This is a genomic window from Verrucosispora sp. SN26_14.1, from assembly GCF_004307965.1.
GTDB lineage: Bacteria > Actinomycetota > Actinomycetes > Mycobacteriales > Micromonosporaceae > Micromonospora.
This window is the reverse complement of sequence record NZ_SISL01000110.1, coordinates 1-15,337: the sequence shown is the minus strand read 5'-3', so window position 1 is coordinate 15,337 and position 15,337 is coordinate 1. Positions and strand designations below refer to the sequence as shown.

Annotated in this window: 15 protein-coding genes and 2 pseudogenes; 12 read left to right on the top strand and 5 right to left on the bottom strand. The window is 71.7% G+C overall.

Annotation, left to right across the window (positions count from 1 at the left end; all coding sequences use genetic code 11):
- Window positions 1-82: 82 nt before the first annotated feature.
- Both EYA84_RS12930 and EYA84_RS12925 read right to left on the bottom strand, forming a co-directional pair.
- Window positions 83-352 (bottom strand): (2Fe-2S)-binding protein, encoded by a 270-nt coding sequence (locus tag EYA84_RS12930; protein ID WP_131053286.1) that lies wholly within the window; start codon window positions 350-352, stop codon window positions 83-85.
- Complete coding sequence (locus EYA84_RS12925) at window positions 349-1,524, bottom strand: FAD-binding oxidoreductase (RefSeq protein ID WP_236145738.1); 1,176 nt, start codon at window positions 1,522-1,524, stop codon at window positions 349-351. Before EYA84_RS12925 ends, EYA84_RS12930 begins: the two co-directional genes overlap by 4 nt.
- 183 nt (window positions 1,525-1,707) lie before the next feature.
- On the opposite strand from EYA84_RS12925, the gene EYA84_RS12920 reads away from it, so the two are divergent.
- The 5 genes and pseudogenes from EYA84_RS12920 (at window position 1,708) to EYA84_RS12900 (ending at window position 5,653) form a co-directional block, all read left to right on the top strand.
- A complete protein-coding gene (locus tag EYA84_RS12920; protein ID WP_131053284.1) occupies window positions 1,708-2,604 on the top strand; it encodes a dihydrodipicolinate synthase family protein in 897 nt (298 codons plus the stop codon).
- 19 nt (window positions 2,605-2,623) lie between these two features.
- Complete coding sequence (locus EYA84_RS12915) at window positions 2,624-3,634, top strand: proline racemase family protein (protein ID WP_131053283.1); 1,011 nt, start codon at window positions 2,624-2,626, stop codon at window positions 3,632-3,634.
- Window positions 3,635-3,747: 113 nt separating this feature from the next.
- Window positions 3,748-3,978: pseudogene (locus EYA84_RS12910) on the top strand (peptidase M50); the annotation flags it as partial.
- Window positions 3,975-4,982: a tRNA (adenine-N1)-methyltransferase gene (locus tag EYA84_RS12905; protein WP_394347567.1), complete on the top strand. Its 1,008-nt coding sequence runs from the start codon at window positions 3,975-3,977 to the stop codon at window positions 4,980-4,982. The pseudogene EYA84_RS12910 and the gene EYA84_RS12905, both read left to right, overlap by 4 nt.
- 98 nt (window positions 4,983-5,080) lie before the next feature.
- Window positions 5,081-5,653: a hypothetical protein gene (locus EYA84_RS12900; protein ID WP_117227855.1), complete on the top strand. Its 573-nt coding sequence runs from the start codon at window positions 5,081-5,083 to the stop codon at window positions 5,651-5,653.
- Between the two features lie 122 nt (window positions 5,654-5,775).
- On the opposite strand, the gene EYA84_RS12895 is transcribed toward EYA84_RS12900, so the two are convergent.
- Entirely contained in the window at window positions 5,776-6,069 is a 294-nt protein-coding gene (locus EYA84_RS12895; protein ID WP_131053287.1) for a ferredoxin, read from the bottom strand.
- A 178-nt stretch (window positions 6,070-6,247) separates the two neighbouring features.
- On the opposite strand from EYA84_RS12895, the gene arc reads away from it, so the two are divergent.
- The 7 genes from arc (at window position 6,248) to prcA (ending at window position 14,008) form a co-directional block, all read left to right on the top strand.
- A complete protein-coding gene (gene arc, locus EYA84_RS12890; protein WP_131053282.1) occupies window positions 6,248-8,029 on the top strand; it encodes a proteasome ATPase in 1,782 nt (593 codons plus the stop codon).
- A 154-nt stretch (window positions 8,030-8,183) separates the two neighbouring features.
- Window positions 8,184-10,151 (top strand): hypothetical protein, encoded by a 1,968-nt coding sequence (locus EYA84_RS12885; protein WP_131053281.1) that lies wholly within the window; start codon window positions 8,184-8,186, stop codon window positions 10,149-10,151.
- Between the two features lie 110 nt (window positions 10,152-10,261).
- Window positions 10,262-11,779 (top strand): depupylase/deamidase Dop, encoded by a 1,518-nt coding sequence (dop, locus tag EYA84_RS12880; protein ID WP_131053280.1) that lies wholly within the window; start codon window positions 10,262-10,264, stop codon window positions 11,777-11,779.
- Between the two features lie 78 nt (window positions 11,780-11,857).
- Window positions 11,858-12,073, top strand: a complete 216-nt coding sequence (locus EYA84_RS12875) for a ubiquitin-like protein Pup (protein WP_131053279.1) — start codon at window positions 11,858-11,860, stop codon at window positions 12,071-12,073.
- A gap of 69 nt (window positions 12,074-12,142) precedes the next feature.
- Window positions 12,143-12,352: an endonuclease domain-containing protein gene (locus EYA84_RS12870; RefSeq protein WP_343232769.1), complete on the top strand. Its 210-nt coding sequence runs from the start codon at window positions 12,143-12,145 to the stop codon at window positions 12,350-12,352.
- Complete coding sequence (gene prcB, locus EYA84_RS12865; protein ID WP_131053278.1) at window positions 12,271-13,110, top strand: proteasome subunit beta; 840 nt, start codon at window positions 12,271-12,273, stop codon at window positions 13,108-13,110. The genes EYA84_RS12870 and prcB overlap by 82 nt, the downstream gene beginning before the upstream one ends.
- A gap of 64 nt (window positions 13,111-13,174) precedes the next feature.
- A complete protein-coding gene (gene prcA / locus EYA84_RS12860) occupies window positions 13,175-14,008 on the top strand; it encodes a proteasome subunit alpha (RefSeq protein ID WP_131053277.1) in 834 nt (277 codons plus the stop codon).
- Window positions 14,009-14,109: 101 nt separating this feature from the next.
- Here the strand turns inward: prcA and EYA84_RS12855 are convergent, their stop codons facing one another.
- A complete protein-coding gene (locus EYA84_RS12855; protein WP_131053276.1) occupies window positions 14,110-15,138 on the bottom strand; it encodes a glycosyltransferase family 2 protein in 1,029 nt (342 codons plus the stop codon).
- Window positions 15,135-15,337 (bottom strand): annotated as a pseudogene (locus EYA84_RS12850) (polysaccharide biosynthesis protein); the annotation flags it as partial. The pseudogene EYA84_RS12850 and the gene EYA84_RS12855, both read right to left, overlap by 4 nt.

The following is a 15,337-nucleotide window of genomic DNA, read 5'->3' as shown; positions in this document are numbered from 1 at the left end:
GCGCCGGCCTCCGCCGAGGCGAGCGCGGCGGCCAGTCCCGCCGGCCCGGCACCGACGACCGCCACGTCCACGCGTACGCCGGTCATCGCCCGGTGCCCTGCTGGGTGCGGACGTCGTCGCCGGGTGTGGCGGGCACCAGGCAGGCCCGCAGCGACGGTTGTCCGTTGACGGTCACCAGGCAGTCGAAACAGATTCCGATGCCGCAGAACAGCCCCCGGGGTCGCCCGCCGACGCGGGTGTCCCGCCAGGACAGCACCCCGGCGGCGGTGAGGGCGGCGCCGACGGTCCAGCCGTCGCGACAGGGCACCGGCGTGCCGTCGAGGAGGATCTCGAACTCGTCGGGGTGGATCACCGGGGCACCTCCGGGTCGAACCGGTCCGGGCGGAACGGGGTCAGGTCCATCTCGGGCGGCGTGCCGAGCAGGCTCTGCGTGACGAGACGCGCGGTGCCCGGTGCCAGGCCGATGCCGGCGCCCTCGTGGCCGCACGCGTGGTGCAGCCCGGGGGCCCGGGGGTCCGGGCCGATCACCGGCAGGTGGTCGGGGCAGTACGGCCGGAATCCCCGGTACGCGCGGATCACCGCCACGTCGCGCAGCACCGGGAAGAGGCGTACCGCACCGGCGGCGAGCTGCCGCAGGGCCGGGACGGAGAGGCTCCGGTCGAAGCCGACGCGTTCCCGGCTGGCGCCGATGAGCACGGTGCCCGCCCGGGTGCCCTCCACCACCGTGGAGGTCCGCAGCGCGGCCGAGTCGCTGGCCACGTCGGCGACGTAGTCGGCGAGGTACACCTTGTGCCGGATGAGCGCCGGGAGCGGCTCGGTCACCAGGATGTAGCCGCGTCGGGGCGCGATCGGCAGCACGACACCGGCCAGTGCGGCGACCTGACCGGCCCAGGTGCCGGCGGCGTTGAGGACGGCGGCGGCGGGGATGTCGCGTCGCGGAGTCCGTACGCCGACCACCCGTGGTCCGTCCCGGAGCAGGTCGGTGACCGGCTCGTGCGGCAGCACGGTGGCGCCGCCCCGGCGGGCCAGTCGCAGCAGGTGGGCGGCGGCGAGCATCGGCTGCACCTGCATGTCCTGCGGGTACCGGTAGCCGCCGGTGAGGTCGTCGCCCAGGTGCGGTTCGTGTGCGTGCAGCCGGTCCCGGTCGACCGCGACCGCCTCGACGCCGAGGTCACGTTGCCGCGTGGCGAGCCGGGCCAGACCGTCCAGCGACGCCCCGTCGGTGGCGACCACCAGTCCGCCCTTGGCCTCCATCTCCACCAGGTCACCGAAGGTCGTGTCGCGCACCGGCAGGTCGGCCAGGGCGCGCCACTGCCGGTGCGAGTGCAGCGCGAGGTCGAGTTCCGGGCCGGGTTCCTTGTCGGAGACGAGGATGTTCCCCTCGCCCGCCCCGGTGGTGCCGCCGACGATCGGTCCACTGTCGACGACGGTCACCGACAGGCCCGCCCGGATCGCCTCGTGGGCGCAGGCCGCGCCGACGATGCCCGCCCCCACCACGACCAGATCCACCGCCCCGCTACGCACGCGAGCACCGGCCCGGTCGGCCGGGCGCAGCGGTGCCACAGGGCCCGGCGGGGCAGTGGGGTGGCGGGGCGGCGGGGTGGCGGGGCGCAGGCATGGCACCTCCGACGTCGGGGGCTGGAGGGCGGCGGGACGCCGTTGTAGTGTGTGACATTGTACTGGCCGCCACGGAATAAGGAGCACCCGATGCCCGCTCGGTCGAGACCATGGCACGGCGTACTGGTGGCCACCACGGTGCCGCTCGACGACCGACTCGCGGTCGACGTCGACCGGTACGCCGAGCATGTCCGTTGGCTCGCCGACGAGGGCTGCGACGGGGTCGTGCCGAACGGCTCGCTCGGCGAGTACCAGACCCTCACCCCCGAGGAGCGCAGCACGCTGGTCCGGGTCGCGGTCGACGCCGCACCCGACGGCTTCACCGTGATGCCCGGCATCTCCGCGTACGGCGCGATCGAGGCGCGGCGGTGGGCCGAGGATGCCGCCGAGGCCGGCTGCGCGGCGGTGATGCTGCTGCCGCCGAACGCCTACCGGGCCGACGAGCGGGCCGTGGTCGCGCACTACCGCGAGGTCGCCAAGGTCGGCGTGCCGGTGGTGGCGTACAACAACCCCATCGACACCAAGGTCGACCTCACCCCGGAGCTGCTCGCCCGCCTGCACGGCGAGGGCCTGATCGTCGGCGTCAAGGAGTTCACCGGCGACGTCCGCCGCGCCTACCGGATCGCCGAGGCGGCACCCGGTCTCGACCTCATCGCCGGGGCCGACGACGTCACCCTGGAACTCGCGGTGGCCGGCGCGCCCGGCTGGATCGCCGGGTACGTCAACGCGCTGCCCCGGGCCTGCGTCCGGCTCTTCGACGCGGCGGCCGACGGCGACCTGGCCACCGCGCTGCCGCTCTACCGCGCGCTGCACCCGCTGCTGCGCTGGGACTCGCGGACCGAGTTCGTGCAGGCGATCAAGCTCTCGATGGACGTCGTCGGACGCTACGGTGGGCCCTGCCGCCCGCCCCGGGTGCCCCTCACGGCGGACCACGAGCGCCTCGTCCGGGAGGCCACCGAGAAGGCGGTGGCGGCCGGCGGCCGGTGACGGGAAGGGCGGTAGGACGATGCGCAGCACGCGGGTGTTCCACGCGGTCGACTCGCACACCGAGGGCATGCCGACCCGGGTGGTCACCGGCGGCATCGGTGTGATCCCCGGCGACTCGATGGCACAACGGCGCCGGCACTTCGTCGCCCATCTCGACCACCTCCGCACCCTGCTCATGTGCGAGCCACGCGGGCACGCCGCGATGAGCGGGGCGATCCTGCAACCGCCCACCCGGCCCGACGCCGACTGGGGCGTCCTCTTCATCGAGGTCAGCGGCTGCCTGCCGATGTGCGGGCACGGCACCATCGGGGTGGCCACCGTGCTGGTGGAGACCGGCATGGTCACCGTCACCGAGCCGACCACCGTGATCCGGCTGGACACCCCGGCCGGGCTGGTGACGGTCGACGTGGCGGTCCGCGACGGGCACGCCGAGTCGGTGACCCTGCGCAACGTGCCCGCCTTCGTGTCGGACCTGGACGCCACGGTCGACGTGCCCGGGTACGGCCCGGTCACCCTGGACCTCGCCTTCGGCGGCAACTTCTACGCCGTCGTCGACCTCGACCGGCTCGGGATCGCCTTCACGCCGACCGACCCACAGACCCGGCAGCGGATGCTCGACGCCGGTCTGGCCATCATGGACGCCGTCACCGACCAACTCCGGCCGGCGCACCCCGAGGACCCGACGATCGCCGGCTGCCACCACGTCTACCTCGCTGCCCCCGGGTCCGACGCCCGGCACTCGCGGCACGCGATGGCCATCCACCCCGGGTGGTTCGACCGATCGCCCTGCGGCACCGGCACCTCGGCCCGGATGGCCCAACTGCACGCCCGGGGCGAGTTGGCGCTCGGCGCCGACTTCGTCAACGAGTCGCTGATCGGCAGCCGCTTCGTCGGCCGGCTGCTCGACCGCGCCACCGTGGCGGGCCGACCGGCCGTGATCCCGACGGTCACCGGCCGCGCCTGGATCACCGGCACCGCCCAGTACCTCCTCGACCCCACCGACCCGTTCCCCGCCGGTTTCCTGCTCTGACCAGCACTGGAGTTCTCATGTCCGTCGTCGTGTCCGCCTCCCCCCAGTGTCCGGAGGATGTCGTCGTCTCGGTGCCCGCCGCGACCATCGAGGACGTCGGCACGGCCGCCGGGGCGGCCGTGCCGGAGGCCCGCCGCCCCTGGATCGCCGTCGACGCGGTGGCGCGTTCCCTCGGTGACCTGCCCACCCTGCCGGCCGACACCGACGGGGAACAGGTGCTGGAGCGGGTGCAGGCCCACCCGGCCGCGCAGTACCTCGTGACGGCAGGCGAAGATGTCGTCGGCATTCTGCACATCGCGGATCTGGCGCGACTGCTCGAACCTCACCGGAAGATGAACACGTGACCGTGACCCACTCCGCCGGCCCGGCCACCCCGGGCACCGAACCGCCCGCCGATTCCGCGGAGCCGCCCGTGCACCGTGGGCCGTTCCGTCCCGGTGACCGGGTGCAGCTGACCGACCCGAAGGGCCGGATGCACACCGTCACCCTGGAGCCGGGCAAGGAGTTCCACACCCACCGGGGCATCCTCGCGCACGACGCGCTGATCGGTCTGCCCGACGGCAGCGTGGTCAGCACCTCCGGCGGGGGCACGGCCTTCCTGGCGCTGCGTCCGCTGCTCTCGGACTACGTGCTGTCGATGCCGCGCGGCGCCCAGGTGATCTACCCCAAGGACTCGGCGCAGATCGTCGCCATGGGCGACATCTTCCCGGGCGCGAAGGTCCTGGAGGCCGGCGCCGGCTCCGGCGCGCTGAGCTGCTCGCTGCTGCGGGCCGTGGGCACCTCCGGTGAGCTGCACTCGTACGAGGTGCGGGACGACTTCGCCCAGATCGCGCGGCGCAACGTCGAGGCGTTCTTCAACGGGCCGCACCCCGCGTGGCACCTGCACGTCGGCGACGTGGCGGGATGCCCGGAGACCGGCTTCGACCGGATCATCCTGGACATGCTGACCCCGTGGGAGAACCTCGACATGATCGAGCGGGCGCTGCTGCCCGGCGGTGTGTTCATCGGGTACGTGGCCACCACCCCGCAGCTGTCCGAACTGGTCGAGGCGCTGCGCGAGCGGGGTGGCTGGACCGAGCCGCGCGCCTGGGAGTCACTGGTGCGGGACTGGCACGCCGAGGGGCTGGCGGTCCGGCCGGACCACCGGATGATCGCCCACACGGCGTTCCTCGTCTCCGCGCGTAAGCTCGCCCCCGGAGTCACGGCCCCGCCTCGGCGGCGCAAGCCCAGCAAGGGCAGTGAGGCGTACGCGCAACGGCGCCAGGCACTGCGCGCGGCGGAGGAGGCGGCCCGGCTGGCGCCGACCGGTGCCGAACCCGACACGACGCAGGAGACGGACAGGCCGTGACGGCGGATTGGGGCGGCGCGGAGTGAACGGGCTGATCCTCGACGCGGGCCGACGGGGGCCGATGCTGCCGGCCCGGGCCGGCGGGGTGGGGTGACGGCATGAGCCGTCCCGGTTTCGGCGGTGGCGACCTGCCGGCGGTCTTCCCGGACTGGTCCCCCTACACCGACCTCGAGTCGGCGGCCCGCGCCTACCTGCGGGACCCCGACGTCGCCCTGGAGGCGCTCGGCGGCGTGCTGCGCGGCGCCTCGGTGCTCGGCTTCACGCTGGAACGCTTCGTCAACGAGGTCAACGGGGTGTGGCAGGAGGTCGTCGTCTGCGACGGCAGCCGGCTGGTGCTCTGGCACGGCGAGGACGTGCCGCCGGGGGAGGGCCCGCCCGGCTCGATGACCTCGTCGCTGCGGGTCGTCCCGGTCTCCTCGGTCACCGAGGTGGGATGCCGGCGCCGGCTGTTCCGTCACGACAACGGCGAGATCCGGGTCGACAGCATCGACGTCTATCTGCTGCTGACCTCGCTGGACGAGTCACCGCCCAGCGAGGAGGCCGCCGGTGGGCCCCGACACGACGCGCTGCGGTTCGGCAAGACGCTCGACGACGGCGGTGCCGGGCAGATCGCCCGACTGGAGGAGTTCGCCCGGCTGGTCGCTTCGGTGGTCGGCCGCCCGTTGCTGTAGCGGCGGACCGATCGGCGGTTTCCGTGACAGTCGGATGACCGACCGTAATCGCCGTGCTCGGGCGGCCACCGTCGACCCGCGTACCCCCGGGCGGTCGATCGGGCCCGGCGTACGCGGGCCGGTCAGTCCTCGGCCTCCGGGCCGGCCACCTCGACGCCGTCGCTGCCGCGTACGACGTGGATGCACTCGCCCGGGCACTCCTTCGCCGAGTCGATCACCTCGAGGCGCAGGTGCTCCGGCACGTCCACCCGGGCGCCCGGGGCCTGCTGGAGCTCGCCGTCGGGGCCCTTGACGTAGGCCAGACCGTCGACGTCGAACTCGAAGACGTCCGGCGCGTACTGCACGCACAGCCCGTCACCCGTACACAGGTCCTGGTCCACCCAGACCTGCAGTTGGTCGGTCGCGACCTCGACCATCGGTGCACCCCCCATGTTCTCCCGTCCCACGCCACGACGGTACCCGAATGCCCGTACCCGCCCAGCTACCCACCCTTGGCGATCAAGCTTCGGTGACGAGCGCGTTGCGGAGGACCGAATCGGGCTCATAGCGGCTAGTGTTAGGGCAGAACGTTCGAGCCCCCCGGGGAGGTGGGACGTGGCACGCAGCGACGACGCGGACTCGCGCGCCGCACGGTGGGAGAAGGAGGCCCACGATCTCTCCACGCAGGTCGCGTTCCTGCAAGAGGAACTCGCTCTCGTGCGGCGCAAGTTGACCGAAAGCCCCCGACACGTCCGGCAGCTCGAAGAGCGGCTGGCGGCCACCCAGGCGCAGTTGGCGCGGCTGACCGAGAACAACGAACGGCTCGTGGGCACCTTGAAAGAGGCTCGCGCGCAGATCGTGACGCTCAAAGAGGAGATCGACCGTCTCGCCCAGCCCCCCAGTGGCTACGGCGTCTTCCTGGCCCGACACGAGGACGGCACGGTCGACGTCTTCACCGGCGGGCGCAAGCTCCGCGTGGCCGTCTCACCCTCGCTCGACGTGGGTGAGCTGCGGCGCGGCCAGGAGGTCCTGCTCAACGACGCACTCAACATCGTCGACGCGTTCGGGTTCGAGCGGGTCGGCGAGGTGGTCATGCTCAAGGAGGTGCTGGCGGGCCCCGACGGCGTACCGGGTGACCGGGCGTTGGTGGTCTCGCACTCCGACGAGGAGCGGATCGTGCACCTGGCCGAGACCCTGATCGGCAGCGCGATCCGGGCCGGCGACTCGCTCATGATCGAGCCCCGCTCGGCGTACGCGTACGAGCGGATCCCCAAGAGCGAGGTCGAGGAACTGGTCCTGGAGGAGGTGCCGGACGTCGACTACACCGACATCGGCGGCCTGCACTCCCAGATCGAGCAGATCAGGGACGCGGTGGAACTCCCGTTCCTGCACGCCGACCTGTTCCGCGAGCACCAGCTCCGGCCGCCGAAGGGCATCCTGCTCTACGGTCCGCCCGGCTGTGGCAAGACGCTCATCGCGAAGGCGGTCGCCAACTCGTTGGCGAAGAAGATCGCCGAGCGGCGGGGTGAGGAGAAGCACACCAGCTTCTTCCTCAACATCAAGGGTCCTGAGCTGCTCAACAAGTACGTCGGCGAGACCGAGCGGCACATCCGGCTGATCTTCCAGCGGGCGCGGGAGAAGGCCGGCGAGGGCACTCCGGTGATCGTCTTCTTCGACGAGATGGACTCGATCTTCCGGACCCGAGGCTCGGGTGTCTCCTCCGACGTGGAGAACACCATCGTCCCGCAGCTCCTCAGCGAGATCGACGGTGTCGAGGGCCTGGAGAACGTCATCGTCATCGGTGCCTCCAACCGGGAGGACATGATCGACCCGGCGATCCTGCGGCCGGGTCGGCTCGACGTGAAGATCAAGATCGAGCGTCCGGACGCCGAGGCGGCCAAGGACATCTTCTCCAAGTACATCCTCTCCGGCCTGCCGCTCTCCGCGGACGACCTGGCCGAGCACGGTCAGGACGCCAAGGCCACCGTCGCGGCGATGATCGACGCGGTGGTCCTGCGGATGTACTCGGAGACCGAGGAGAACCGCTTCCTCGAGGTCACCTACGCCAACGGCGACAAGGAAGTCCTGTACTTCAAGGACTTCAACTCCGGTGCCATGATCCAGAACATCGTGGATCGCGGCAAGAAGATGGCCATCAAGGAGTTCCTCACCTCCGGTCGCAAGGGACTCCGCCTGCAGCACCTGCTCGACGCCTGCGTCGACGAGTTCCGCGAGAACGAGGACCTGCCCAACACCACCAACCCCGACGACTGGGCCCGCATCTCCGGCAAGAAGGGCGAACGGATCGTCTACATCCGTACGCTCGTCTCCGGCGGCAAGGGCGCCGAAGCCGGCCGTTCCATCGAGACCGCGAGCAACACCGGCCAGTACCTCTGACCGGTCGCGCCACCGGGGCCCGTGACGCGACGCGTCACGGGCCCCGCCGCGTATCCGGGGATGGCGGTGGACACACCGGCCCGAGGTGTGCCGGCCGGGATGTGTCGCTAGACTGTTGATCTTTCCCTTCCATCCCTATTGGTGAAGGATGCGCGTGTCCATCGACCAGAGCGCGCTCGCCCCACCGGTCGCCCCGACCGCGAGCTCCGCGTCGCCGTACCGGCGGCGGTTCCTCCTCGCCCTCGTCGCCCTCGCCACGGCCTGGCTCCTGCCGCTCGCCGTGGCCGCTGTCGACGCCTCCTGGCTCCTGCCCCCGGTGGTGCTGCTCACCACCGCGAGCCTGCTGCGCGGCGGGCGTACCCTGCTCGACCGGCTGCTGCTCGCCACCGTCCTGCTGGTCTGCCTCACCACCGTCGCGGGCCTGTTCTTCACCACCTGGCCCTGGGGGATGGCGCCGGTGCCGTTGGCCGGCACCGCCCTGACCGTCCTCGTGCTGGCCGCGCTGGCCAGCGGCCGACGCCCCACCCTGCCGCGTCCCGCCTGGGCCGACCTGTTCCCGGTCGTCGGCACCGCCGCGATCGTCTGGTACCTCGCCCAGCCACTGCTGCGCGCCGGCGACCTCGTCGGCCGGCTCACCGTCTTCACCCGGGGCGAGGACTACCTGCGTCACCTCACCCTGGTCGACGTCATCGGCCGGCACGGCGGGTACGCCTTCACCGACGCGGACGCGATCCGCGACCACCTGGTCAGCCTGCTGGTCTACTACCCGCAGGGGTGGCACCTGATCGTCGCCCTGCTCAACGGCCATCTCGTGCCGCCCGGCAGCACCGCCGACGCCGCCGCGCTGGCGGAGCCCTTCCTGTGGTGGAACGTCGCCGGATTCGGCCTGCTGGTGCTCACCATGCTCTGGGCCGCCCAGCGGCTGCCCGGTCCACTGCACCCGCTGACCCGGGGACTGCTCACCGTCGTCGTCGGCGCCCTCGTCCTCGGCAGCCAGCTACCCCGGATGCTGTGGTCCGGCTACCCCACCGAGACGCTCGGGCTGACCCTCGCCGTCGTGCTGGCCGTCCTCGTCGCCCGGCCTCTCACCGCCTCCCGCGAGCACCTGCTGCTGCTCGGCGCCCTGGTCGTCGGCATCGGATACGTCTACTACCTGTTCCTGCCCCCGGCCGTGCTGCTCGTGGTCGGTTCGCTGCTCGTCCGTCGCCGCGAGGTGCTCCGGGTCCGCCACACCGCCCGGGTGGTGGGTCTGGCCACCTTCGTGCTGGCCCCGATACCGATCCTGCTCGGCGTGCTCCGGGCCAACCAGACCGAGTCGCTCACCGCCACCGTCGGGCCGGACCTCACCGAGACCTGGCTGGCCTTCGGCATTCTCGGTGCCATCGTCGTGCCGGCCCTGCTCGGTCTCGCCCTGCGCGTCGAACGCACCGACCCCACCTGGCGGCGCTGGCTGTTCGTGCTGCTGGCCAGCACCCTCTTCACGGCGGGGATCGGCCTGGTCAGCCTCGTCCTCGGCGGCGAGATCGGCTACTACTTCAACAAGGCCGCCCACCTCACGACCGCCTTCCTCATCGTCGGCATAGCCGCCGCGATCCGTCTGCTGCCCGTGCCGCGTCGGGGGCGTCCGGCACGTACCGCCGTCGCCGGGGTCACCGCCGTCGCGGTCGCCGCCACCGTCGTGTTGTTCGGCGGTGTCACCGGCTGGCAGCGGAGCCTGCTCGTGGTCGAGCCGCAGACGTGGGCGCAGCGCTGGGTGCACATGGAGGTCACTGCGCCGGCACGGGCGGCGGTGGTCTGCGACGAGGTGGTCCGCCGCTATCCGGCCGTCGACGGAGTGACCACGCTCGTGCTCGACCGTGGCACGTACGACTCCTATCTGGAGAACATCTGCGTCTCGACGTTGCAGGGCACCACCGCGCAGACCGAGGCCGCCACCTACAGCCTGCTCTTCATCGAGCCGGGTCGGACCTGGCAGATGCTGCACGCGACGCCCGGCGAGATCCGCCTGGTCGCCACCGACACCGGTGCCGAGTCCCGGGCCAGGAGACTGCTGCGTTCGCTGCCCGAGATACGCGAGCGGGTCACCATCGAGTCCATGATCGTCGAGCGGCCCGGGGACTGACCGGTGCGACCCGCGACGTTCCGAGCACCCCGGCAGGCCCCCGCCTGCCCGAGCGGCGACTACGCTCGACGTGACGGGGGACCGGTCGGGCAAGCGAAGCGGGTAGGTCGATGAGCGTAAGACGGATCATGGGCACCGAGGTCGAGTACGGCATCTCCGTGCCCGGTCAGGCCGGAGCCAACCCGATGGTCACCTCCTCCCAGGTGGTGAACGCCTACGGCGCCCGCCCGGAACTCAACCGGGGCGGTCGGGCCCGGTGGGACTACGAGGAGGAGTCGCCGCTGCGGGACGCCCGCGGCTTCACCTACTCCGGAGCCGCGTACGACCCGGCCGAGGCGCTCGCCGACGACGACCTCGGGCTGGCGAACGTCATACTCACCAACGGGGCCCGGCTCTACGTCGACCACGCCCACCCGGAGTACTCCACCCCCGAGGTGACCAACCCCCGGGACCTGGTGCGCTGGGACAAGGCGGGGGAGCGGGTGATGGCGGAGGCGGCCCGCCGCGCGGCCACCATCCCGGGCAGCGCGCCGATCCACCTCTACAAGAACAACACCGACAACAAGGGTGCCAGCTACGGCGCGCACGAGAACTACCTCATGCGCCGGCAGACCGCCTTCGCCGACATCGTGGCGTACCTGACCCCGTTCTTCGTGACCCGGCAGATCGTCTGCGGCGCCGGTCGCGTCGGCATCGGCCAGGACGGCGGGCAGAGCGGCTTCCAGATCTCGCAGCGGGCCGACTTCTTCGAGGTCGAGGTGGGGCTGGAGACCACGCTCAAGCGTCCGATCATCAACACCCGGGACGAGCCGCACGCCGACGCCGACAAGTACCGCCGCCTGCACGTCATCATCGGCGACGCCAACCTGTCGGAGATCTCCACCTACCTCAAGGTGGGTACCGCCGCGCTGATCCTCACCATGATCGAGGAGAAGGCGCTCGGCCCGGACCTCGGCATCGCCGACCCGGTCGGTGAACTCCGCGCGGTCAGTCACGACCCGTCGCTGACCCACCGGATGCGCATGCGCGACGGCCGACGGCTGACCGCGTTGGACGTCCAGTGGGCGTACCTGGAGCGGGTACGCGCCTTCGTGGAGGACCGGTACGGCAGCGACGTCGACGAGCAGACCACCGACGTGCTGGACCGGTGGGAGAACGTGCTGGACCGGCTCGGCCGCGACGTCATGCTCTGCGCCGACGAGCTGGACTGGGTGGCGAAGCTGCGGTTGCTGGAGGGCTACCGGGACCGGGAGAAGCTCGGGTGGGGCTCGCACAAGCTCCAACTGGTCGACCTGCAGTACTCCGACGTCCGCCCGGAGAAGGGGCTCTACCACCGCCTGGTCTCCCGGGGGGCGATGAAGACGCTGCTGCCCGATGCCGAGACGCAGGCCGCGATGACCGAGCCGCCGGAGGACACCCGCGCCTACTTCCGGGGCCGCTGCCTGGCGCAGTACGCCTCCGAGGTGGTCGCCGCCAGTTGGGACTCGGTGATATTCGACGTCGGGCGGGAGTCGCTGGTCCGGGTGCCGATGATGGAGCCGGAGCGCGGCACCAGGCGGCACGTCGGCGCACTCTTCGACCGCTGCGCCAGCGCGAAGGATCTGCTGGAGACCCTGACCGGAGGCTGAGTACCTACCGGCGCGCGACGGGCGTTTCGTCGCTCCCGCGAGGTAAGTTCATCGCAGGCGATCGTGGAGGAGGCAACAGTGGCCACTCGTGACAGCGGCGGTCAGTCGCAGACGGGCAAGTCCCGTCAGGGTGAAGAGGTCGAGGACGTCACCACCGAGGCGAACCCGGAGGTCGCCGAGCGACACGCCGAGATCACCGAGGACGTCGACGACCTGCTCGACGAGATCGACTCCGTCCTGGAGGAGAACGCCGAGGAATTCGTCCGAGGTTACGTGCAGAAGGGCGGAGAATAGGGCTTATGCCCTTTTCTCCGGCGGTGCCGCGACGGCGGCGCGGTCCGTGGTGAACCCGATCCGGAACTTGTGGACCACGATCATCGCACCGGGTGGGTGCGCGGGATAATCTGCTTCAACTGCAACGGTGGTCCTGGCCAGTTCCGTGACAGTCCTACGAGGCTGGCCAGGGCCATCACGTACCTGAGAGGAACCACGTGGCAGCGGGCTTTGATCCATCCGGGCGTCTACCAGATGTGTTCACCAACGCGGGGACGTCCTCCTTCACCACGTTCCTGAGCAAGGTGGCCCCCGAGTTGCTGCCCGGCCGCCGGCCGCTGCCGCCGGGCATGGCCGCCGACCTGGCCCCGCACGCCACCACGATCGTCGCCATCGTCGCCGACGGCGGTGTGGTGATGGCCGGCGACCGGCGGGCCACCATGGGCAACCTGATCGCGCAGCGCGACATCGAGAAGGTGCACCCCGCCGACGCGTACTCGCTGGTGGGGATCGCCGGGACGGCAGGCATCGGCATCGAGCTGATGCGGCTGTTCCAGGTCGAGCTGGAGCACTACGAGAAGATCGAGGGCGCGATGCTCTCGCTCGACGGCAAGGCCAACCGGCTCGCCGCGATGATCCGGGGCAACCTCGGTGCGGCGATGCAGGGGCTGGCCGTGATCCCGCTGTTCGCCGGCTTCGACCTCGCGGCGAAGGACCCGGCGCGGGCCGGGCGGATCTTCAGCTTCGACGTGACCGGTGGCCCCTACGAGGAGACCGGCTACGACGCGATCGGCTCGGGTTCGCTGTTCGCCCGGTCGGCGTTGAAGAAGCGGTTCCGGCCCGGGATCTCCGTCGACGACGCGGTCCGGCTGGCGGTGGAGGCGCTCTACGACGCCGCCGACGACGACACCGCGACCGGTGGCCCCGACCTGACCCGGCGGATCTTCCCGGTGGTGATGACCGCGACGGCGGAGGGGACGTACCGGTTGACCGACGCGGAGACGGCGGCGCTCGGCGAGAGTGTGGTCGCCGGTCGGATGGAGAATCCGGGCGGCTGAGCCGGTCCCCGCCCCCACCTGAACGCAGTTCCCCCAGCACAGCGCCCGAAGGAGAGCCGCCGCCGTGGCCATGCAGTTCTACGCCTCGCCCGAACAGATCATGCGCGACCGTTCCGAGCTGGCCCGCAAGGGCATCGCCCGGGGACGCAGCGCGGTGGTCCTGAGCTACGCCGGTGGGGTGCTCTTCGTCGCGGAGAACCTCTCCAGCACCCTGCACAAGGTCGGCGAGATCTACGACCGGATCGGCTTCGCGGCTGTCGGTCGCTACAACGAGTTCGAGAACCTGCGCCGGGCCGGGGTGCGGATGGCCGACCTCAACGGGTTGAGCTACGACCGGCGTGACGTCACCGGCCTGGCACTGGCCAACACGTTCGCGCAGATCCTGGGCACGATCTTCACCGAGCAGTCCAAGCCGTTCGAGGTGGAGATCTGCGTCGCCGAGGTGGGTGCCACCCCGGAGGACGACTCGCTCTACCGCCTCACCTACGACGGTTCGGTGACCGACGAGCCGGGCCGGATGGCGATGGGCGGGCAGTCCGACGCCATCTCCGGGGTGCTCAAGTCGAACCACCGGCCGGACATGTCGCTCGGCGAGGCGGTCAAGGTGGCGGTGCAGGCGCTGGGCAGCGTCGGAGGCGAGGGCGGTGCCGCCCGGACGATCGCCGCCGACCAACTGGAGGTGGCGGTCCTGGACCGCAACCGGGTGGGGCGTACCTTCCGGCGGATCACCGGTGCGGCGCTGACCGGGCTGCTCGACGGCGGCGCGGAGGGCGAGGCGGCGGCGGAGGGCGACCGGGCGGAGACCCCGACCACGCCGACCGAGGAGGCGCACAAGCCGACCACCTCGGCCGGCTCGGCGGACCTGGAGGACAAGCCGGGCGACAAGCCCGACGCCTGACGTCGTACCCGAACCAGGAGTTCTCCGGCGCCCGACAGTTCCGACTGTCGGGCGCCGTGCCGTTTCCGGAGTCCCCGACCGCGACCGTCGTCGGGCGGGGCTCAGCGACGCGCGAGCAACGGCCGCACCAGCGCCCACCAGGCGGCGGCGAGGGCGTTGAAGACACCCATCCCGGGGGGAGCGGCCACGTTCGAGGGGGCCACCCGGGCGGTCATCAGGTCGGCGATCGCCCCGTCCCCGACGGTGCGTTCCGACTGCAACCGGCGTCGGCGGGCGCGTACCCAGTCGCGGTGGCGCCACAGCCAGCCCCAGCCGCGCGTCTTCTGCCGGGACCAGCCACCGGCGAGCGCGGCGGCCAGCATGGCGACCTCGGTGAGCAGCAGCATCGGCGCCAGCAACGCCAGGGTGCGGCCCTGGTAGGCGGTGAGCAGGGTCAACAGCCGGTTGCGTTCGACCAGGTAGAGCTTGAGGTCGTTGCGGGAGAACTCGTAGTGGTGCCGCACCACGGCGTCCGGCACGTACTCCAACCGCAGGCCGCGCTGCCACAGCCGCAGGCTGAGTTCGGTGTCCTCGTGGTAGGCGAAGTACTCGGTGGGGAAGCCGCCCAGCTCGCTCCAGCGGGACCGGCCGATCACGAAACAGCAGCCGCTCAGCGACGGCACGACCGTGCGCCGGGCGTGCGCGCTCGCGGGTTCGCCGTTGCCGCCTGCCCAGGACAGGCCGGTGAAGTGCAGCGGGTTGCCGGAGGTGTTGATCAGATCGGGGTCGTGGGCGAGCCGGATGGAGGCCATCGCCGCGCCGACACCCGGTTCGGCGGCCACCGCGACGACCTTCCCCAGCGCGTCGGGGGCGACGACGGCGTCGGAGTTGACGAAGGCGAGCCAGTCGCCGGTGGCCTCGGCCGCGCCGACGTTGCACCCGCCGGAGTAGCCGGTGTTCTCGTCCGGCCGGATCACCCGGACTCCGGCCAGGCCCTTGACCACGTCGATGCCGTCGCCGGTGCAGCCGTTGTCCACCACGACCAGGTCGATGTCGACGCCGGTGCTGGCCAGCACGGCCTCGGCGGCCTCGACCAGCCAGGGCTCAGGGCCGTAGGCGAGCATCACCGCGGTCACGCGGGGTGGGCTCATCGGACGCCTCCGGGGGTGCTCGCGGACACCGGGACCGCGACGGGTGGGGTGGGGGTGGCGGTGCCCCGACGCAGCCGGGTGAGCATCACCGCGACGACGACCAGGGAACCCACCGCGTAACCGAGCTCGACGCGCAACGCGACGCTCAGCGGGGCGAGGGTGGCGACGGCCAGCGCGGCGACCCCGGCGACCCACGCGA